Origin of the sequence: Clostridium beijerinckii HUN142, from assembly GCF_000621745.1 — a bacterium.
GTDB classification, from domain to species: Bacteria; Bacillota; Clostridia; order Clostridiales; family Clostridiaceae; genus Clostridium; species Clostridium beijerinckii_A.
The window spans coordinates 182059-204177 of the sequence record NZ_JHXK01000008.1 but is presented as its reverse complement, the minus strand read 5'-3'; the positions used below and the strand labels follow the sequence as shown (position 1 = coordinate 204177).

General features: G+C 29.4%; 18 protein-coding genes, 1 pseudogene and 1 riboswitch. Of the genes and pseudogenes, 12 read left to right on the top strand and 7 right to left on the bottom strand.

Annotation, left to right across the window (positions count from 1 at the left end):
* Window positions 1-89: 89 nt before the first annotated feature.
* A complete protein-coding gene (locus T483_RS0102590) occupies window positions 90-980 on the bottom strand; it encodes an SDR family oxidoreductase (protein WP_026885422.1) in 891 nt (296 codons plus the stop codon).
* A gap of 301 nt (window positions 981-1281) precedes the next feature.
* Between T483_RS0102590 and T483_RS0102585 the strand changes: the two genes are divergently transcribed.
* From T483_RS0102585 to T483_RS0102560, 6 genes are all read left to right on the top strand, one after another.
* Entirely contained in the window at window positions 1282-2148 is an 867-nt protein-coding gene (locus tag T483_RS0102585; protein ID WP_026885421.1) for a DUF4261 domain-containing protein, read from the top strand.
* Between the two features lie 428 nt (window positions 2149-2576).
* On the top strand, window positions 2577-3809 hold the full coding sequence (locus T483_RS0102580) for an ammonium transporter (RefSeq protein ID WP_026885420.1): 1233 nt from the start codon (window positions 2577-2579) through the stop codon (window positions 3807-3809).
* 495 nt (window positions 3810-4304) lie between these two features.
* Window positions 4305-6305: a methyl-accepting chemotaxis protein gene (locus tag T483_RS0102575; protein WP_026885419.1), complete on the top strand. Its 2001-nt coding sequence runs from the start codon at window positions 4305-4307 to the stop codon at window positions 6303-6305.
* Window positions 6306-6470: 165 nt separating this feature from the next.
* Window positions 6471-7376, top strand: coding sequence for a metallophosphoesterase family protein (locus T483_RS0102570; protein WP_026885418.1), 906 nt, complete (start codon window positions 6471-6473; stop codon window positions 7374-7376).
* Window positions 7377-7658: 282 nt separating this feature from the next.
* Window positions 7659-7749: riboswitch (cyclic di-GMP riboswitch) on the top strand.
* A gap of 341 nt (window positions 7750-8090) precedes the next feature.
* On the top strand, window positions 8091-8825 hold the full coding sequence (locus T483_RS0102565) for an acyltransferase (protein ID WP_026885417.1): 735 nt from the start codon (window positions 8091-8093) through the stop codon (window positions 8823-8825).
* A 35-nt stretch (window positions 8826-8860) separates the two neighbouring features.
* Window positions 8861-10969, top strand: coding sequence for a methyl-accepting chemotaxis protein (locus T483_RS0102560; protein WP_026885416.1), 2109 nt, complete (start codon window positions 8861-8863; stop codon window positions 10967-10969).
* 111 nt (window positions 10970-11080) lie between these two features.
* Here T483_RS0102560 and putP read toward each other — a convergent pair whose 3' ends face one another.
* Entirely contained in the window at window positions 11081-12556 is a 1476-nt protein-coding gene (gene putP, locus T483_RS0102555) for a sodium/proline symporter PutP (RefSeq protein ID WP_026885415.1), read from the bottom strand.
* A gap of 555 nt (window positions 12557-13111) precedes the next feature.
* Between putP and T483_RS0102550 the strand changes: the two genes are divergently transcribed.
* Both T483_RS0102550 and T483_RS28660 read left to right on the top strand, forming a co-directional pair.
* Window positions 13112-13825, top strand: coding sequence for an acyltransferase (locus T483_RS0102550; RefSeq protein ID WP_026885414.1), 714 nt, complete (start codon window positions 13112-13114; stop codon window positions 13823-13825).
* A 409-nt stretch (window positions 13826-14234) separates the two neighbouring features.
* Window positions 14235-14789 (top strand): annotated as a pseudogene (locus T483_RS28660) (ABC transporter substrate-binding protein); the annotation flags it as partial.
* 10 nt (window positions 14790-14799) lie between these two features.
* Here T483_RS28660 and T483_RS0102540 read toward each other — a convergent pair.
* The 5 genes from T483_RS0102540 to T483_RS0102520 form a co-directional block, all read right to left on the bottom strand.
* Window positions 14800-16413: a recombinase family protein gene (locus T483_RS0102540; RefSeq protein WP_026885413.1), complete on the bottom strand. Its 1614-nt coding sequence runs from the start codon at window positions 16411-16413 to the stop codon at window positions 14800-14802.
* A 101-nt stretch (window positions 16414-16514) separates the two neighbouring features.
* Complete coding sequence (locus T483_RS0102535; protein WP_026885412.1) at window positions 16515-17012, bottom strand: ImmA/IrrE family metallo-endopeptidase; 498 nt, start codon at window positions 17010-17012, stop codon at window positions 16515-16517.
* A 751-nt stretch (window positions 17013-17763) separates the two neighbouring features.
* Entirely contained in the window at window positions 17764-18597 is an 834-nt protein-coding gene (locus tag T483_RS0102530; RefSeq protein WP_026885411.1) for a hypothetical protein, read from the bottom strand.
* Between the two features lie 83 nt (window positions 18598-18680).
* Complete coding sequence (locus T483_RS0102525) at window positions 18681-20228, bottom strand: DUF4041 domain-containing protein (RefSeq protein WP_026885410.1); 1548 nt, start codon at window positions 20226-20228, stop codon at window positions 18681-18683.
* 82 nt (window positions 20229-20310) lie between these two features.
* Window positions 20311-20652, bottom strand: coding sequence for a helix-turn-helix domain-containing protein (locus T483_RS0102520; protein ID WP_026885409.1), 342 nt, complete (start codon window positions 20650-20652; stop codon window positions 20311-20313).
* A gap of 175 nt (window positions 20653-20827) precedes the next feature.
* On the opposite strand from T483_RS0102520, the gene T483_RS28655 reads away from it, so the two are divergent.
* From T483_RS28655 to T483_RS28650, 4 genes are read left to right on the top strand one after another with little or no spacing between them, the layout of a single operon-like run.
* Window positions 20828-21019, top strand: a complete 192-nt coding sequence (locus T483_RS28655) for a helix-turn-helix domain-containing protein (RefSeq protein WP_035789946.1) — start codon at window positions 20828-20830, stop codon at window positions 21017-21019.
* A gap of 50 nt (window positions 21020-21069) precedes the next feature.
* Window positions 21070-21501, top strand: a complete 432-nt coding sequence (locus T483_RS0102510; protein ID WP_026885408.1) for a helix-turn-helix transcriptional regulator — start codon at window positions 21070-21072, stop codon at window positions 21499-21501.
* Window positions 21502-21557: 56 nt separating this feature from the next.
* Entirely contained in the window at window positions 21558-21722 is a 165-nt protein-coding gene (locus T483_RS31855) for a hypothetical protein (RefSeq protein WP_173709452.1), read from the top strand.
* Window positions 21723-21757: 35 nt separating this feature from the next.
* Window positions 21758-22057 carry a hypothetical protein gene (locus T483_RS28650; RefSeq protein WP_026885407.1) on the top strand — a complete coding sequence of 100 codons (300 nt, stop codon included), beginning with the start codon at window positions 21758-21760 and terminating at the stop codon, window positions 22055-22057.
* Window positions 22058-22119: the final 62 nt, after the last annotated feature.

The following is a 22119-nucleotide window of genomic DNA, read 5'->3' as shown; positions in this document are numbered from 1 at the left end:
ATTACCATCACAGTTCTCTAGAAACCGAAACAACAGAGTACCCATTCTTTCGGTGAGTTATAAGCATAAGTTTAAGCTGAACATATATTTTAGCTGCTTACCATAGTTCCACCATTTACATGAAGTACTTGTCCAGTAACATAGGAGGAGTCATTAGATGCAAGATATACATATGCTGGAGCCAATTCGAAAGGTTGGCCAGCTCTTTTCATAGGAACGTCAGATCCAAATTTAGCAACTTCTTCAGCAGAAAAGCTTGATACTATAAGTGGCGTCCAAATGGGGCCTGGAGCTACGGCATTAACTCTAATTCCTTTAGTCACTACGGATTGGGAAAGAGAACGAGTGAAGGTTACGATTGCGCCTTTGGTTGAAGAATAATCAATCAAGGTTTTGTGGCCTTGGTAGGCTGTGACGGAGGCAGTATTTACAATTGCACTTCCTCGCTTCATGTGTGGTAATGCTGCTTGGGTTAGATAAAACATTGGAAATATATTAATTGAATATGTTGTTTTTAATTGGGAAGATGATATTTCTTCTATGCTATCTTGAGGAAATTGAACACCAGCATTGTTTATTAGAATATCAATCTTTCCTAGCTTTTCAATTGTACATTCAACTAGTTTTGTACAGAAATCTTTGTAGGCAATATCACCAGGCATGAGAAAACAACGTCTGCCGTATTTTTCAACATATTCCTTGGTTTTTATTGCATCTTGGTGTTCATATAAATATGAAATTACTACATCAGCTCCTTCTTTAGCAAAAGCAACGGCAACGGCTCTGCCAATTCCACTATCACCACCAGTAATTAGTGCCACTTTATCTTTTAATTTGTCACTCCCTTTATAATCAGGATTATCAAATATAGGAGGTGGATCCATAAGTGATTCAATTCCAGGCTGACAATCCTGATGTTGTGGAGGAAAGTTTTTGGGTAATTTGTCAAAGTTTATATGGTTTTTGCATTTTAAGGGCATAGCTTTCTCCTTGAATATCTCTATACTATTAATAATATTATGGATTTATTAAACTATTTGTGAATGAATTAATCTGCAAATTAAATGAAAAATGAAAGAGGTAAAAATAATTATAAAAATGTATACAGTTTAAATGAATATATATTAAATTTAGATATATTATGTTATAATAAATAAATATTTACATAGACAAAGCTGTCTCAAAATTAATTATGTTTTGAGGCAGCTTTTTTATTTGGAGCAAAGAATAAAGAATTTATTTTAATTAAAATTAAAAAATAAGAAAGAAGGTTGGTATAAAATGAAAAGATATGAAGTAAGTAAAAATGGAAAATTAGAAAATGTAGCTGATGCTTTTTCGGAAATATATAGTGTTGAACTTTTGATGAAAGAAAAGCCTGTTATTTTGGAAAATGAGTTACTAAAAAATATACAAAAATATTTTAAAAATGTTAAAGTTACATCTAATAGAGATAACAATATTTCGTTTGCATTTATGGACTATATGTTAGAATATAAAAATGTAAATGCTCCTGTTGGAATTGTTATTAGTATCATTGAAGAAAAGCCTGAAATTAATAAATTGAGAAAATCATTAGGACAATCATTTAACTATGCAAATAAAGAAGAATTTGAAAAATGTAAGGTTAGAGTTTTGGTTACAGATATAATGGCCATAGGATTAAATTATACTGAAAGAATAGGACTTTTTCAAAAAACGCTTTATTCTATAGTTGAACTAATTCAATGTGAAGGCATTCATTTTGATATTACTGAACAAGTAATAAGCAGGGAAGAGTATCTAAAAAATAATCCTCTAAATGATGATTATGATGTTTTACTTGGTATATTAAATGTAAGATTATTTAACATTGAAAATAATGCGAATGAGTATGTAATGGATACATTAGGATTATCAGCAGTAGGTTTATGTGATTTACAATGTCATTTTAAAAATTTAGATCCAGACAAAATATCTAATATTTTATATTCTTATGGATATTATATTTTTGAAAATAGCGATGTTCTTGAAGAAATAGAGACTATAGAAGGAATTACGGAAAATAGTAAGTGGAAATGTCGACATGAAGTTGCACTTGTGGAACCCGAACGAGTTGTATTAGATATAAATCCTGGAGAAGATTTTTCATGTGGATATAGAAATTAATTAGTAATATGTATATAAGAATTCTATTTTTAATTAGAACTCTCTTGATTTTATGCAAAAACAAGAGAGTTTTTTTACATACGTTTAAAAAGGCAGACGCTTAAAAATCTTTGGCTCACAGTCGCCTGAGATTTTGTTATTTTATCTGGCCCATATGTATAATGAAAAAAATAATTCATATTGAAAAATAATTAATAATAAATTATCATTTTATATTGACATATAAAACATGGGATAGTAAACTAATAAAAGTAATTTAAAAATTTAAAGAAATATGTAGAAAACAATGGCGTTTTCATTTCAAAAAAGGATATATTCAGTATGGGTATACCTTGTTTGGAGTGGAAGCGTCTTTTTTATTTTTTAACAACTTAGAATAAGCAATTGTACTCAAAATTTAATTAACTTTGTTCAAGGGGGAATAGAAAATGGAATTATTAAACGGCGCAGATATGGGATTTGTAATTATTAGTGCAGCGTTAGTAATGTTAATGGTGCCAGGGTTAGCTTTGTTTTATGGAGGTATGGTTAAAAGCAAAAATGTATTAAGTATTACAGTACATAGTTATGCAGCTCTTGTTATTATATCTTTACAATGGATTTTTATAGGCTATACTCTAGCTTTTGGTCCAGATGTAAAAGGGGTAATAGGAGGTTTAGATTGGAGCTTTCTAAAAGGTATAGGAATGGCGCCTAATGCGGATTATGCGGGCACAATACCACATTTAGAATTTGTAGTATTTCAGTTAATGTTTTCTGCGATTACTGCAGCTGTAATCTCAGGGTCTGTTGCTGAACGTATGAATTTCCCAGCGTTTATAATATTGATTATTTTGTGGAGTACATTTGTTTATGATCCTATTTCTCATTGGGTGTGGGGAGCTAATGGATGGTTAAAGAACTTAGGTGTTCTTGATTTTGCTGGAGGAAATCCAGTAGAAATAAATTCTGGTGTTTCTGGACTTGTTGCAGCAATTGTTGTTGGTAAAAGAAAGAGAGCAATTCCTGAACCACACCATATACCTATGGCAATATTGGGTGGAGGACTCTTATGGTTTGGATGGTTTGGGTTCAATGCAGGAAGTGCCCTTGCAATGAATTATGTAGCTGTAAATGCATTCTTTACAACTAATACTTCAGCTGCTGCGGGAGCAGTTGCATGGGTATTTTGTGAATGGTTACTTTATAAAAAACCTACAGCATTAGGAACAGTAAGTGGAGCTATAGCTGGGTTAGTTGCAATAACTCAGGGGGCAGGATTTGTGAGCCCTATATCAGCTGTACTTATTGGAGCAGTCGGCGGAGCATTAAGCTTTTTTGCGATAGCGATATTAAAGAGAAAATTAGGATATGATGATGCGTTAGATGCTTTTGGCTGTCATGGAGTAGCAGGAATATGGGGATCAATAGCTACAGCTATCTTTGCATCAAAGGCAATTAATCCAGCAGGTGCTGATGGTTTAATATATGGTAACTTTGCACTTTTGAAAGCTCATTTAATTTCGACTTGTGCAACTGCCTTATATGCAGCAGTTGTGACATTTGTAATACTTAAGGTCATGAATTTAGTAATGGATCTAAGAGCTACTTCGGAACAAGAAGCAGAGGGGCTAGATATTTCTTTACATGGAGAAGAAGCTTATTCAGGATTAAATATGTAGAAGCATTAAAATAAAGAATATACGAGTTGAGTGAAAGCAAAATCTAAGTTAATGATATAACTTGGATTTTGTTTTTTTATTCTCTAGGAATTTATATTCAAATTAAATTCAGAAATGTGATAACATTTGTGGAAATAAATTATGAAAAGGGATAATTCAGAAGGTTATATTTAAAAAGAGAAAAGAAAATATATCCGTCTGACCAATTTTTTCTACATACACTTAAAAATGCACATGTAGGAAAAAGTCTCGGTTACATGTTAACCTGCTAATTTGATCTAGTAAAAATAAATATAAATTTAAGGATTTAAGTGGAAGTATGATAATTAATAAGTTAGTTTGTTAAAATGTTGCTAATAAGTATAACAAATTAAAATGAAAATGATATTTGTAAGCAAGATTTCATAAAAAATAATGTTAAATGAGATATTTTGGCATATTTTGCGATATAATATGAACTGGAATTAATTATGAAATTATGAGGTGGAGGAAAATATGCATAAAGCACAAAATCAAATTAAAGCGGTGAGCATAAGATTATATTTGCTTATTACAATTGCTATGTTAGCAATAATACCAGTAGTTATTCTAGGTATTATTTCTACAACGACATCAAGGAGGAGTAATGAAAAGAGTTTTGATGAAAATAGAACCGTACTATCAAATGTAGGGCAGGAAATAATAAATAATAAGATTACATATTATGAGGATATATTAAAAACATTAATTGAGGGTAATGATCTTAATATTAAAGAATCCCCATATAATAAATTAAATGGAGATATGAAATTAATTAAAAAGACTGATGAAAGTATTTTAAACATATACTATTCAGATAATACTGGAAAAGTATTTCAAATACTTGACACTAAATTGCCTGATGATTATAATGCTACAGAAAAACCGTGGTTTAAAGAGACTATAGAAAATCCCAGTAAGTATATTATTCATAGCCCTTACCAAGATAAGATAACGGGAAAAAGTGCAATAACAATATATAGGGCTGTAATTAAAGATAATGTACCGATAGGTGTTATAGCTATAGATGTAGAGCTAAGTGCTTTAGCGGATCAGTTATCAGGTATAAAATATGGACAAACTGGAGAGTTTATTATTACTGATAAAGATGGTGTAGTTATTTCAGACAATGACAAAGCTAAGATTGCTGGAACAGAGCCAACTGAATACAATTGTTGGAATGAGATATCAACTAGTGATAAGGGAAAAATTAAATTTAATTATAATAATAATACATATGAGGGGTACTTTGAGACCTCAGAACTTACTGGATGGAAGTTAATACTAAATATTCCATCTAGTGAATTAAGGAAATCGGAAAATGATTCTACTATAGCATCAATTATAATTATTTTTGCAATAGCTATAATCACACTACTGATAACTGTGGCCATTGCTAGAAGAATAAGTAAAGGAGTAAATGCCTTAAAAGATGGAATGGAAAGAACCGCTAATGGGGAATTTAACAAAGAAATTATTATAAATAATCATATTCGTGAATTTATCATTCTAGAAAATAGTTTTAATAAGATGAAAAATAATATTGCAAAACTAATTAAGAGCGTTGATAATTCAGCAATAAATGTAAATAAAAATGCTATAAATTCAGCTAATATGAGCAAAGAAGTAGCAATATCTATGAATCAGGTAAGTGAGACAATAAATCAAATATCAAGTGGAACTATGGAGTCTTCTAGCAATTTGGAAATGATATCACACAGCATGGATTTACTATCTCAAGCTATGAATAAGATAGAAGAAGCGACGGAAAGTGTAAATGACATGGCAATAAAAGCAAATGATTTAGGTAAAGATGGGATAAAGATTGTAAAGACTGTTATACATAAATCATATGAAACTAAAAAAAGTACTGAATCAGTAAAAGATGTTGTAAGTGAAGTTTCAGAAAGCATCATGAAAATAGGTACAATGAATAAAGCAATAAGTGCAATTACAGAACAAACAAATCTTTTAGCTTTAAATGCAGCAATAGAAGCAGCTAGAGCAGGGGAATCAGGAAAGGGATTTGCAGTAGTTGCTGATGAAATAAGAAAGCTTGCAGAAGAGACATCAGTTTCGGCAAAACAAATAGATGAAATAATAAAAGAAATAAGAAGTAAATCAGAATTAGCAGTTGGCAGAGTATTAGAAACAAGTGGAACAGTAGATGATCAAGAGCATGCAGTCAAGGAATCAGAAGTTATATTTACAGAAATAGTAACATCTATAGAAAGTTTAACAGAAAAGGTAAGTAAAATAGCTGAAGGTGTAAGTTCTATAAATAATATGAAGGATGATGTTGTTGAAAAAGTGGAAAACTTATCAGCAATATTAGAAGAAACAGCGTCTGGAACAGAGGAAGTTTCAGCAACAGCGCAAGAAGTAACAGCTTCAACAGATAACTTTGTTAATAATTTTAATAATTTAAAAGATATGGCGGAGGAATTAAAAGAAAAGATAGAAGAATTTAAGCTATAAAAATATAAAATCATTATTATATTTAATGTTTCATAAGGTGTAGAGGACTGTTGCAAAATTCAATAGTCCTTTTACAATACAAAATAAGGTTTGATTAGTAAATAGTTAGTGTCAGATACAACCTAGGTTTCATATAATATTATATTTTAAGAAAGGTGAGTATATATGAAAAATAACCTTAGGTTTGATACTAATGGGAAGTTTAAAATCGTCCAATTTACTGACATACACGAAGGACCAAGCAGAGACAAGTCTATAAATCTTATGAATAAGATCTTGGATTATGAAAATCCTAATATGGTCATATTATCAGGAGATATCATTGATGGTAAATGCCAGACAGTAGAAGATGTAAAGAAAGCTATAAACCATATAGCGGAGCCAATGGAAAATAGAAATGTGCCTTGGTGTATAGTTTTTGGTAATCATGATGATGAACATAATATGATGACGAAAGAAGAGATGATGAATTTATATATGAGCTTTGAACATAATATGAGTCAAGTTGGTTACAAGACTTTTGATAGGATAGGCAATTACAATATTCTTATAGAAAGTTCAAAAGATAAAACTCCCAAATTTAATATATATATGATTGATTCAGGGAAATATGCTCCTAGTATTATTGGAGGGTATGATTGGATAAAACTTACTCAAATATGGTGGTATAAAAAGACATCAATAAACTTGAAGAAAAAATACAAGAGATCAATACCGGCACTTATGTTTTTTCACATACCCTTAAAGAAGTTTAAAAAGGCATGGGAGACTGGATTAGTAAATGGTGAAAGGCTTGAAGATGAGAGTTGCGCCAAGATAAATTTATGCTTATTTAATAAAATAGTTAAAATAGGTGATGTGAAAGGCATATTTGTAGGGCATGATCATTTCAATAATTATTGTGCTGTTTTAGATGGGGTTAAGCTTGGGTATGCTGGATATACTGGCTACGGAGGATATGGAGATGACAATATTCCTCGTGGTGCGAGAGTATTTCTAATTGATGAAAAGAATCCAGCTGATTTTAGAACTTGGACAAGAAGAGAGTTTGACACAGAACTTAAAAAGTAAACTCTATAAAAAAATGATTTTAGGAGATATATTTTCATGAATTAATATATATATGGAATTACAAAGTTTATGGATTTTCAAATTAATTTATCAATATAGTAATAAGAAAAATATCTTTAATATATTTTAATTAATGAATATATATTATTGAATAAGTGGAAGTATATTGAATTAAATGATAAAATAATATCCATTTTTACAATATAATAACCTAAATTTGGTGTATATAAGTTGAAAAATGTTGTAAAAGATGTAATAATAGAATAAAAATGAAAAAAATATAATATCAATAGGCACACTTATTGAAAAATAGGGTCGCAAAGCTATGAGTCTAAGGAAAAATTTAATTTTCTATGATTGTCAGGTTGCCAAAATGTATTTATAATAATAAATTTTATATTTTAATTTTGGTGTCCACAATTATGTAGACACCTTTTTTATGTTCTAAAACTTACAATAAGAAGGCTATTTTTATTATTTTTTTCGTGTGCAAAGTATTTGCTGCTAAATATTCGAAGTTTGAATTATAAATAATATTAAAAGCTGCGGAGGGAGTGAAAGAATTAATAAAATATAATCATGATAATTAATAGCAAAGCTAAAATAAGTTGGACAACCAGTACAACATAGTGTTGTTTGTAAAATCGCATTAAAATTTTGACTATAAAGGAGGGAAGAAGATTATTTTTAGCGGTTTTAATAATCTGAAACGATATGAGTAAAATAGACGAATTATTAAATGAAGTAGAAGTTATAGTAAATAAAGGTATAAATAAAGAAGGCGTAATAGAAATTTTAAATTCTCTAAAATGCTATTTTCCATATGAAATATTAGATGAAATGAAATTATATGGCGACTATCTACCTAAAAATAATGAATTGGGGTTTTCTGAAGAAAAAAGATACCTTCATTTTTTATGGGATGTGCTAGATAAGTCACCTATGTGCCTTATATCTAATTTTGCTATTCTGTATAGACAGATGCTAGCGAAAAAGTTATTTAAATCTTGTGGGAAGAATTTTATAGCAGAAGAAAATGTACGTTTCAATGTGCCGGATAATATTGAAATAGGAGATAACGTGTTTCTAAATAGAGGAACGTTTTTAGATTCAAAAGGTGGAGTTGTGTTAGGAAATTCGGTTACATTAACTGAGGGAGTAACAATATTTACTCATTCCCACGAGGAACATGATCATGAATCAAGGACATATGCAAAGGTCACAATTAAAGATTATGCCAAAATATATTCTAATTCAACTATATTACCGGGTATAACAGTTGGAAAACAAAGCATAGTAGCAGCCTGTTCTTTAGTTAGTGAAAATGTAAAAGAAAATACAATGGTTGCGGGAGTACCTGCAAAGCCAATTAGAGAAAGAAAAACATTAAATAGAAGTGATGAAGAACTAAAACATATATGGTTAAATAATAGTGAGTTTCAAGATTAAAAGATCTGTATATTTTAAGGGGGGAATACTTAATTATGAAAATGTCTTTTAAAACAAAGTTTATGGCAATAATTTTGCCACTCGTTGTAATTGGTCTGTTATCATTAACTGGATTTGCATATATAAATTTTAGAAATATAATAGAAACAGAATTAGTCAACTCTATGTTAACGAGAACAACAGAATCAACAAATCATATAAATACTTGGTTAAAGGGTAGGCTTGGAGAAGTTCAGGAAACAGTTCAAAGTCCTGTACTTAAAGAATTTTTGGATAAAAATCCGAATTTAGATTTAAATAGTACAAATGGATCTTTAGCTTTAGTAGATGGACTGAATTTATCAAGATTTAATTTCATCAAGAATACTTATCCAGATGAATATGCAGCAGTACATATATTAAATAATATAGAACCTAGTGAATGGAGTAATAAGGATAGCTTAAGTAAGCTTCAAGCAAGATATTATAATGTTAGCAATGGTCAATTTAATACTGCTAATTGGGCTAAAGGTGTCGCAACAGAAGCTTCAGAAAGATATTCAAAGACAAATGGGGTACCTTATGATACCATATTTAAGCCTACATATTCGGAAGCATATAATAAGAATGTTGTAATGATGTTTGCATGGCAAAAAGATGATCAAGGAAAAGTAAGAATAGGAGCAGCTTCTAGTTTAGCTATTGAAGCAGTGGAAGATCAAGTGAAAAACTTGAAATATGGACAAAAAGGTTATGGAATATTATTAGGAAGTGATGGAACTTTTATAGTTCATCCAAATAAAGATTGGGCTATGAAAGAGAAAATAAATACAGTTAACGATTCGGAGCTTACTAAACTTAATGAAGCAATTCAAGGCGATAAACCGGGAGTTTTTAAATTTGGAAGTGGATCGGAGAAAAAAATTGCATTCTATGCAAAGTCGCCAATTTCTGGTTGGACAGTTATAAATATTGTTTATGAGGATGAACTTTTTGCTTCATCTAATCACTTGATACTAATTATGATTGGAATAGCTATAGCCATTACTGTAATTTTATCAGTAGCTATATTTACTGCATCAACTAAGTTAATTAGACCTTTAGTACAACTTAATGAATTTGCAGAAGTCATATCTACTGGAGACTTAAGTGGTTCAATAGAAGTGAAATCTAAAGATGAGTTTGGAAATCTTGCTAGAGCATTTAACCATACAATAGAGGCATTAAGAGGCATAATTATGGATATAACTAGTGAATCGTCAAAGGTAAATGAAGTTTCTACTAACCTTGCAAACTCGTGTGATGATAGCATTAAGGTTACTGGAGAGGTTGCCAAAGCAATACAAGTAATAGCAGAAAATACAACTGAACAGTCAAGACAAGTAACTTTAGCCAGCGAGAAAACAATTGAAATGGAAGAAGTAAGTAGAGCTGTTGTTAATAAGTGTAATGATATGCTTGAAACAGCTGAAGAGTCACATAACATAAGCGCAGTTGCGTTTGAAGCTGTGGATAAAGCTGTTGAAAGTATGAAGTTAATTGTTGAAAATAATAAAACCAATTTGGAAGAAAGTAAAATGTTACTTGAGAAATCAAATGAAATTGGTAAGATTGTTGAAGTTATAACTAACATTGCAAGCCAGACCAATTTGCTTGCTTTGAATGCAGCAATAGAAGCAGCAAGAGCAGGAGAACAAGGAAAAGGATTTGCCGTCGTTGCAGATGAAGTAAGAACTCTTGCGGAACAGTCTGCTACTGCCGCTAGTCAGATTTCCTCTTTAATAAGCGGAATACAGAATCAAATTGAGACAATTAGTAATAGTATGGATGAAGGTTCTAAGGAAATTACTGTTGGCATGGAAACAGCATTAAAAGCTGAAACTCATTTTGATAATATAGAAAAAGCTATAAGAAATATTTTTGATGTAGTTCGTGATGTATATAATTCTACAGAATCTATGATTAAAACAGCTAAAGATACAGTAGTAGAAATGCAAGAAACATCAATTGTATCAGAACACACAGCATCAGCAACAGAAGAGGTATCAGCATCAGCTGAAGAACAGGCTGTTACTATGGACGAAATAGGTGATTCAGCTAATCAATTAGCAAAATTGGCTCATAGATTAAATGAGTTAGTATCACGATTTAAGATAAGTAAATAAAGATAAAAAATAATAGTAAGACTATGAATATTAGTCTTACTATTATTTTTTTATTTATAAGTTAAAGGTATAGTCTTAATAGAATCTTATACCTTTAAAAATATAAAGATACTATTTCATATCTGTTAATATATTTTCCATTTTATTAAACTGGTTACTAACCTCACTATCTGGCTTTTTAGTTAAAAGACTAACTATAATTACAGATAGAAGCGATAATGAGAAACCAGGAATCATTTCATATAGAAAACTAGATAAACCTAAAACAATCCATAAAATAACTGTTAAACCGCCAACAATCATTCCTGATAAAGCACCCCATTTAGTCATTCTTTTCCAGTACAGACTTAATAAAAGAACTGGACCAAAAGACGAGCCAAAACCAGCCCATGCTTGACCAACAATATCTAAAATTGTTTTATTTGGAAGGTATGCAAGTACTGTAGCAAAGGCTGCTATGACTAATACAGCTAATTTACCTATTACCATTTGTTGCTTTTCAGAAGCTTCTTTATTAAAGAAAGCTAGATAAAAATCTTTTGTAATAGAACTTGAACAAACTAAAAGCTGAGATGAGATAGTACTCATAATAGCAGCTAGTACTGCAGATAATATAATTCCTGTAATAAATGGGTGAAATAATATATCGCCAAGACGAAGGAATACTGTTTCCGGATCACTTAATGGACTGTTATGCTCAGTAAAATACACAAGACCTATAATACCACTTACAACAGCACCTAAAAGACCTATTGCCATCCAGCCAATACCAATCCTTCTTGCTGATTTCAACTCTTTAGCAGATTTTATGGCCATAAAACGAACAATGATGTGTGGCTGTCCAAAATAACCTAATCCCCAAGCCAGAAGGCTAATAATACTAGCTATGCTAGTCCCTCTAAATATATCAAACAATTTAGGATCGATGGCTTTTACTTTATTTATAAATGTACCTGCGTCTACACCTATATTCATATATGCTACAATTGGAACTGTAATCAAACATATAAACATTAAAGTTCCTTGGAAGAAGTCAGTAAGACTAACTGCTAAGAATCCACCGTAGTACGTATAAAGAACAACAACAGATAGAGTAACAACCACGCCCATTGTATAAGTTAATTTATATGTATCAACAAATAATTTTCCTCCAGCCACAAGTCCTGATGAAACATAAAGAATAAAGAAAACAAGTATTACTATACCAGATACAAGCCTAAGTATGTTGGATTTATCTTTAAAACGATTTTCTAAATAGTCTGGAATTGTCATAGAGTCATTTGCGATCTCTGTGTAGACTCTAAATCTTGGAGCCAGCAGAAGGTAGTTAAAGTAAGCACCTACGGTCAAGCCAATTCCTATCCAAATGTTAGAGATACCGGTTAGATATACTGCACCAGGAAGTCCCATGAGCATCCAACCACTCATATCACTTGCACCTGCAGATAGCGCGGTAACAAGAGGGCCGAGGCCTCTTCCTCCTATCATATAATCTGAAAGATTAGATGTTTTTTTGTAAGAGTAGTATCCTATTGTAAGCAAAATAAGTAAATATACTCCTATTGCTATAATGGACCATAGTTTCATATTAAATTCCCCTTTCATGATATACAAAATAACAATACTAGCAAAAGAATTATGTATAATTAATTTTTAATAAAAATAATAAAGATATATTATCATATTATTTGAAAAAGAACAAATAAATTAAAAAGATAGCATGAATTATGTAACATTTTTGAATTAATGCTAAAAGCTTAAATATTAAAAATATTATTACAGTAATATATATTTGATAATAATAAAGCTTAATATATTACAAGGAATATTTATGTATATTGGGTAAGTAATAAATTAAGAAGTATAAAAGTTTTTATGGATTTTAAAATAAATTTAGTTTATTATGTTGAATCTGTATACAAAAGGTGCAATAATTATATAAAAAGTAATATATTGCATAATGATGATGTAACAATTTAAGTAATAAAAATTAGAATCAGATTGAAACTAATTAGCCATGGATATAATTAGTTTCAATCTGATTCTAATTATTAATTTATATATAATAATGAGATATTTTTAGAATTATAAAAAAAGAGGAGGGAAAAGATTACTTTTATAGTTTTAGTAATCATATGAGGTATGGATAAAATAGAGGAATTATTAGGAAAGATAGAATCTAGGTTGGATAAAGGAATAAATAAAGAAGTAGTAATAGAAATATTGAATTCTATAAAATGCCCTTTTCCTTTTGAGATATTGGATGAGATTAAATTATATGGTGATTATTTACCTAAAAATAGAGAATTGGGCTTTTCGGATGAAAAGAGATATTTTCATTTCTTATGGGATGTATTAGATAAGTCTCCAATGTCTCTAGTAGCTAATTTTGCTATTTATTATAGACAAATATTAGCAAAAAGGTTGTTTAAGTCCTGTGGAAAGAACTTTGTAGCAGAGGAAAATGTACGTTTTAATGTTCCTGATAATATAGAAATAGGTGATAATGTATTTATAAACAGAGGAACGTATATTGATTCAAAAGGTGGGGTAGTAATTGGTAACTCTGTTGGAATAGGTGAAAGAGCTATAATATTTACCCACTCCCATGCGGAACATGATCATTCTATAAGAACTTATGAACCAGTAGTAATAGAGGATTATGCTAAGATATATTCAAGTGTAACTATATTAGGAGGAGTAACAATTGAAAAGCAAGGTATAATAGGAGCATGTTCACTAGTGAATAGAGATGTAAGGAGAAATACTGTAGTGGTGGGAACTCCTGCACGGGAATTAAGAAATAGAAGAAACCTTAATAGAAATGGGGAAGAACTAACACTTAGATTCGGCTAAGATATATACTATAGAATTTTAGTAGTGATTTAAAATAGTATAGAATTGTAAAAATATTTTTTCACAATTGTAGAATGATTAGACCTCTTATACAAAGATAATTGTAGCAGTAAACTATATGTGAAAACTAATATATTATTATTAAAGCTGTCACAAAATAAATTTTTGATACAATATATTGATCGTATAATTATGAAATCAATGTATTGTATTAATCTTTTTGTTTTGTAACGGCTTTTTATTATTTAATTAGAATTTAAAAGATGAACACAACTAAATAATGAAGAGATAACTAAATAATAAAATTTTAACAGACCAATTATTCCTGTGCTGCAAACAGATATTAGAACAATATTCTGTTAAATATCATATGATACATCATAAAACAGTATTAGGAGATGCTTTGTTCATGAAGAAAAAATTAAAAGTATTAACTGCTTTATTGATTTCGAGTGTAACTGCCATATCTATGTTTGGCTGTAGTAGTAATAGTAAAACTAAGGAAGGCAAAGTAACTGTACGTTTAAATGAAGTTACACGTTCAGTTTTTTACGCCCCTATGTATGTTGCGATGAAGGAAGGTTATTTTGCTGAGAATGGAATCGAAATTGATTTACAAACAGGTCAAGGTGCCGACAAAACTATGCAAGCAGTTTTAAGTAAATCAGCAGACATCGGTTTCTGTGGACCAGAACAAACTATTTACATTAATAATCAAGGAAGAGAAGACTACCCGGTACTTTTCGGACAGCTTACTCAAAAAGATGGTTCCTTTTTAGTTGGACGAACTAAGGAAGATAATTTTAAGTGGCAAAATATTAAAGGAAAAAATATTATAGGAGGAAGACCAGGTGGTGTCCCTGAAATGGCTTTTGAATATGCTATGAAACACAATAATATTAATCCAAAAACAGATGTCAATATGGTAACTAATATAGATTTTGCTGCAACTGCAGGCGCATTTGGGCGCTACATTAAAGAGCGCCTTTTTTTTTATTAGTGCAAAATGGCTTTATAACTACTTCTTGAGTATCTGAGTTATAAGAAATATAATCAATAAAAGAATTTATAAGAAGCTTTCTCATAGAATAATCAGCATTTTCCCATAGCTTTTTAAAATTCAAAAGCATAGAAGTAGAAGCATTGATTTCTTTAATAGCTGTTTTTAAATTACTATTAGTATTTTCTAATTCAAACTTTTTGAATTTCAATTCTTTAATCTCTTTATTCAATTCTTCAATTCTAGAAGAAAGTAAATCATATATGTTAGGATTTAAAGAAAGCTTATCAATTAAGTTTTTTACCTGTAGCTCCTTTTGGGATATTTGCTTTTCATATGATTTAATACTGCTTTTATCTACAGCTTCAGATTCTAAAGATTTTTTATATTCCTCAATGGCTTTAATAAGTGAGCCTTTATCATCAGTAGCCTTAAAGAGTTCTTTCATAACACTCTTTTCTAATTTATCAAGCCTTATGTTTTTAGAATCACAAGTATTATCACTTGGGTTAATTTTATTTATACATATATAATAACGAAGAATTTCTCCAGTCTTTCTAGAAACATGACCTTGCTTTTGAATCATTTTTCCACCACATTTAGCACAATGAAGTACTGAATTAAATACACCATATTCGCTGCCATTAACAAGTCTAGGTGCAAGATCTTTATTCTTATCTAATTGCCTTTGAACTTTAATCCATAAATTATCATCAATGACACCTTCATGTTTTGAAACAGAGAGGATCCATTCACTAATATCTTTATATTTATCCTTAGAATCTTTTTTGTTATAACTTAATATTCCATTACCATTTGGATCGCCAAATACAGTTGCACCTTTAATTGAAAGATAACTTATAACAAGTTCAGAAGATTTAACATAAACAGGATTTCTAAGTAATAGCTGCAAGGCTTTTATATCCCAAGCAGAATTTCTTTTGGTTTTAATATCATTTTGAATAAGATATTTTTGAAGCTTTCCAAGGCTTCCAAGAGTTAAATATTGTTCAAATAAAAGTTTCACTAGAGAAATTTCTTCATTAATAGGAGATAATTTCATCATCTTTTTTTGCTTAGAATTATTATCTAAATAATATATAGGTTCAGAAGAAAAACCAAAAGGGGGAGTGCCACCAAGCCAACGACCAGTTTTAGCAAGTTCATACATATTATCTTTGATACGCTCAGCTATAGTTTCACGCTCCAACTGGGCAAACACGCTGCTAATAAACATCATGGCAGTACCCATAGGACTAGAAGTGTCAAACTGTTCACGTATTGAAATAAAATCAATGCCGAGGACTTTTAATTCATCAATTAGGGTAGAGAAGTCAGAAACATTTCTGCTAATTCTATCAAGTCTATAACAAATAATTGCATTAAACTTTTTTGCCGCAGCATCCTTCATCATAGATTTAAATTCAGGTCTGTTTATATTACCACCTGAAAAGCCTTCATCTTCATATATATAAATATCATCATAGCCGTTATTTTTAGCATAAGATTTACATAGCTCTATTTGGTTCTCTACACTTTCACCTTTACCAGTAAATTTTGATTTTCTAGAATAAATAGCTGCTTTCATAGTATACCTCCAAAGTGTTATACATTGATTGTAGTTTTATAAATAGGTTAAGTTAATTGAATATAGCTACATATATTTATTAAAAAGTAGTAGGAAAAATACTATATTTCACAACTATTATATGGGACTTCCTTTCTCTTTAATGCAGATCTTATATGATTATATCTATTTTCATCAACAACTATAGAATGTATCTTATATTGTAGCATTTCATTAGTTATATTAAAAAAATCACATATCTCACAAGGAGTAGATATGCAATTACATAGTGCTTGCAGGAATTCATCATCACTTACAAGAAAATTAGCAGCCCAAGATTTTGCTCTATGCTCTTGTTTGTTTTTCATAAGTTTTTCAGAATAATTTTTAGATTCAATAGTTAAATTACCCAAACTAGTAAAGTAATGTCCTAACTCTTCAGCGAGAATAGATAAATATTTACACCTATCATTAACAATAGATTTTTCTACTATTATAACTGGAGGAAGCTCTGGAGCTTTAAAGTAAATTCCATTAAATGAATACGAATTAAGATTTCTTTCTTCAAAATATATTTTCTCTTTTTCAATAACGCAAAAAATATCATTTAATTTTCTCATTAGTTTATCACCACCATTATCAGTATTAATGATATTATTATAGAGCAATAAGAACATATGTTCAAGGGCGAGGTGATTATTTAAATTCTATCTTAAAAATTTACAAAATATAATATAATTAAAATGTATTTGTATATATTAGATTAAAATAGAAGTTCTATATTTATTATAAATTGTAAGTTAATCGATAATAGTGTCTATAATCAAGGAGGATATATGCTAGAGAAATTGATTTAAAGAACTTTAGATGTTTTGAAAATTCCAAAATGATAATAAAGGATCTAAACATTCCCCAATAGAAGAGCAATATAGAAAATACAGGCGAGAAGTACTCAAATTTTATAGAAAAATATGAAATCCTTGTAGGCACTTTTAAGCAATATGTAATAGATTGTTATACAACAAAATTTCAAGAACAAGATAGAAAAATTTCAGCAGGGACGGCTGCTTCTCGCGCTAGAGATTACATAAATCAACAATGGACAAGTTTAGAAGAAAAATTACATATTGTTTCAGGAAAAGATTTATTAAAGTCTACAAATCGTTGGATTAAGGAAAACTACAAAATTAACTGTTCAATGAAAAGTATATTTAATGCTATGAAGCCTGAGGATATAGATAGGGAGATGGTTGAAGTACTGAATTTATTAACTAATTCTTAAAAATAAGGTGTTCTTTATGAACACCTTATTTATTATCTTTATATTTTTTTGAAAGAGCATCATAATCAGCATCATGATAAAGAGTAATTTTAGTTTGTATTATTTATCATTTTTGAGTATCTTACATTTACAAAAAGGCTTGCAACGACAGAAGTACTAAAAATAATTAAAAGGAATAGTTTCATTATAGAATATGGGCAAACTATAATAAAATAAGTCAATATAATTGGTAAGAAAACAAATAAAATAAATAGTAGCGACCTTTTGTAATGCTTTCTAAGTAATAATTCCATAGAAATTGAAATTGAAAACAGCCAAAAAATAAATGTAAGTACATATATAATAAGCATCATTACATTTAGAGCATTTAACGTAATAAATTTTAGGCTAATAATTAGCAAAATAAGAGAAACAGTTAAAATCGATATAGAATATAAAAAGGCATTCCAATATACATCAAAATGATTTCTACTTAACATATCAAATATTCCAAATGTTGAAAAAGCATAATTCTTATCTATAATAGAATGCAATTGTTTGGTTTTTAATAACTGTAATTTATTTTTAATTTCCTTTGATAGCTCTGTAAGCAACTGACTTTTCTTTTCTGGAGTTATAATAAAACTATGAGATGTAAAATAATCTATTTTATCTATAATAGATTTATCAAAATACTTATATGACAAGTACATATTGTTTATTAAATCATGTTCATCAGTAGAATTGTTTAAATAGGAGTATATTGTTTTTAAAACTTGTGCATAGGAATTAATTGACTGGTCTAAAAAATCTAAATCCTGATTTTTTGTTTCAAGTAAAGATTTCTTTATATCTTTAAATAGCCAAACAAAGATAATCATTGATGCTAAGACAATGAACAGAGTATAATTGCCTTCCACAAGTAAATTAAGCAAATCTTTCATTATTAATCACCCCATTCAAAAATAGTTATATAATTATTCAAATATATATTTAAAAATAAAGGTGTTCGTGATGAACACCTTTATTAACTAGCAAATTCTTCAGAGTTTTTCATTTCATTTTCAATAGCTAAACTTTCTCTATACTCTTTAGCCTCAGCTAGCATTGTCCATTTTGATTGAATACCCATTTTCTCTATTTGTGATTTAACATCATTAATATTAACTTTAAAGAATTCTTTTTTAGGATTAACTTTATTAACTTGATTTTTGTTAAAAATTTTATGTAATTCAGTTTCAAGTTTTGGCGCATCATCGCTAAAAATCATGCTATGAACATCAAAAGTGAAAGGTACACTTGCATCACCTAGTTCTTTTACTCTATCTAATGGATCTAAACGTCTAGTCATACCAATTTTATAAACATCTTCACCAAACGAACCGACATTTGAGATTATATATACATGTCCAGATTTTGTTTGCTGTGCCATAGATAAAGCTCTTTGATTCTTTTCTTCAGCTTCTTGTAATTTCTTTTGTAAGTCTATAAGTTTAGATTCATATTCTGCTTTTTGCTGATCGTTAGCTTCTTGCAATTGTAACTGAGCTTTTTCCATAAGCTTCTTTAACATCTCTTCTTCTTTAGCGGCTTCCTTTATAGCTTTTTCATAATCTCGTCTAGCTCTTTCTTCTTCTCTAATTTGTTCCTTGATAAGGCGTTGTTCTTCTTTTTCTTTTTCTTTCAATTCAAAGGCAGCAACAGCCCATTTTAGTTCATCAAGTCTAGCTTGTAAATATTCTGGAGTAATTACAGCGTTTCTGAAAGCTTCACCTAAATTGTTAACAAGTATATATGAATCAGTAATTTTTTGTTTTAAAATACCGTAGTTTGTACTTTTTACTGTTGATAAAATTGTATCAACTTTACCATTAAAAGCATCAGTAACAAAATTAATAGCAGTAGTCTTTCTATTATTTTCAACATAATCACATTTTGCAGTTAGTCCGTTTTCAACCATAAATTTTGATTTTTGTCGTGATTTCTTTAGTTCAATTCCAGCTTCGGTATAACCAAAATCATCTGCAAGTTCATCAAGGATTCCATGAGTTGGGATAATATATTTATTGCCATAACCCTCTATAACATTTTTCATTGCCTTGGCCTTTTGTTCCAACTCTTTATGGTTATTTAAAGCTTTGTAAGCATCCCCTGCAATTTCTTCTGCTTTTATATTTGCATCTGAAATTATTTGTTTACTTTGTTCTACCGCAGTGGATAAAATGTTATCATATTCTACTTTTCTTATTTTTATTTGTTCATCCATTTGCTTTTTTGCAGATAATGATTTTTCTTTAATCTTTTCAGCTTCTATTTGAGCAAAGGTTAATAATGTTTCATATCTTTTCTTTATTAACTCCGCTTTATTTTGAGCATTAGATAGAAGTTCATCACATTTTGATTGTACGTCGATAATATCTTGATATTTAGAAAGTTCAGATATTATATCATCTTTCTCTCTTATTGTTTTATTTAAGTTAGATACAGTTTCAGTTAGTGTTTTCTGCAATTTAGTTTTAGATTTTTTAATAACAAATATTGTTATAATTAGAGCTAGTATAATAAAAATTAGCATGATAAAAATCTCCTTTTATATTGATATTTTGATAAAATATAACAATCTATATTTAAAAATATAGATGTTCATAAAGAACACCTTATTTTTTATCTTTATATTTTTGTTTTATATATTCAATAAAATTATTAATCTCTTCTTTAGCTTCTTTTGGAAGTTCATCATAATCAGTATCACTATGAAGTGCAATAGTGATATTAGGATCTTCAGTATAATTTTTTGCATCAGTTTTTCCAAGGAGATAATCTAACGACACATTGAAATATTCTGAAATTTTTAATTTAATTTCGTCACTAGGAGTACTATTGCCAGTTTCATACATAGAAACTGTGGTTTTTCCTACACCAAGTATTTTACCTAATTCAGCTTGCGTTAAATTATTAGATTTTCTTAATTCTTTTAATCTATCTGATAATGTATCCATCTCATAATCTCCTTTATTAATAGTTCAATATAATTGTACATATTTACATAAATAAATAAAAGTCATATCCAAGAAAATTGGTTTTTTATTTTGAAAAGCATTGACAATCCAGCAACCTTGGATTATTATAAAAATATAGTAGTCCAAGATTATTGGATTTTAGGAGGTGTGTAGAATGAATCAATTGTTAAAAAAACTTAGGTTAGAAAGTGGAAAAACGCAAAAAGAAATTGCAGAAATTCTTGGATATAGTAGTAAAAGTGGATATTCTATGCTTGAAAATGGAAGTGTAGAACTCACTATTTCAAAAGCGAAGGTATTATCTAATTTTTATAAAATTGATCCAAAAATTTTTTTTGAAAAATAGTCCAATAAACTTGGATACATATATTTTAATTTATACATTGGAGGAAAGAAATGGAACAATACTACAGAAATATTTACCAAATAGCGAGAGAATGTACAAGCTTAACTCAAGAAAAATCATCAGAACTACTAGATATATCTGTTGATAGTTTAAGAGCATATGAAGGTGGGAAGAGAACACCACCAGAGAACATAGTAATTGAAATGGCTAAGATATATAATCGTCCATATTTAATTTTGCAGCATTATCAAAATACTTTGATAGGGAAAGAACTTTTTCCAAAGATAGAAGTTAAACATTTAGCTGAAGCAGTATTAACATTTTTAGATGAGCTTGAAGATCTAGAGAGCATTAAGAAGTTAATGATTAAGATTTCACGTGATGGTCAAGTTGATGAAGATGAAAAAGAAGATTGGCAAATGATAATGAAAACACTTGATGAAATGGTATGTGCAATTATAACTATAAAGTTTGCGAGGTAACACATTGTGATAAGAAAACATATTATGAAATGATTTATATTTACGGGGGAATGGATATGAAAGGCGATGAATTAAAGGTAACCATTATAGGATTAGAAGATAAAAAAGGCTTTGATGAGCTTATGGCAGAGTTACAAGTTGCTGCTGTTATGAAAATGTGTCCTCCAGAGCTAAGACTTCAGGTTTTAAATAATGCTCTAAAGATATTAAAAGCAAATTAACTTATTTTAAACATATTAAAGGAGAAATTCAGAAGATGAATATAATAGAAATCTTATGGAAAATAGGCTATGACGTTATTAAAAGTGATTCTGAAGAATGTGAATACACAATAATGTATGCTCCAGAAAGAAAAAGACGTATGTGGAAGCAAATAAAAGATGGGACTATTACAGTTGAAAATGATTTGCTTAATGATATCTATACAGTAACTGCTGGGGAAGTTTGTTTTAATCAATGTGGAGATTTATATGTTGAATTTACTGATGTGAATACAAAAAAATGTATTGATTTTTATGAATATAAGAACATGAAAGAAGATGAACTTTATAAATAAAAAAAGAACCTTAATTAAAGGTTCACAAGTGTTTGAGATACGGATGGCGATCCGTATCTCCA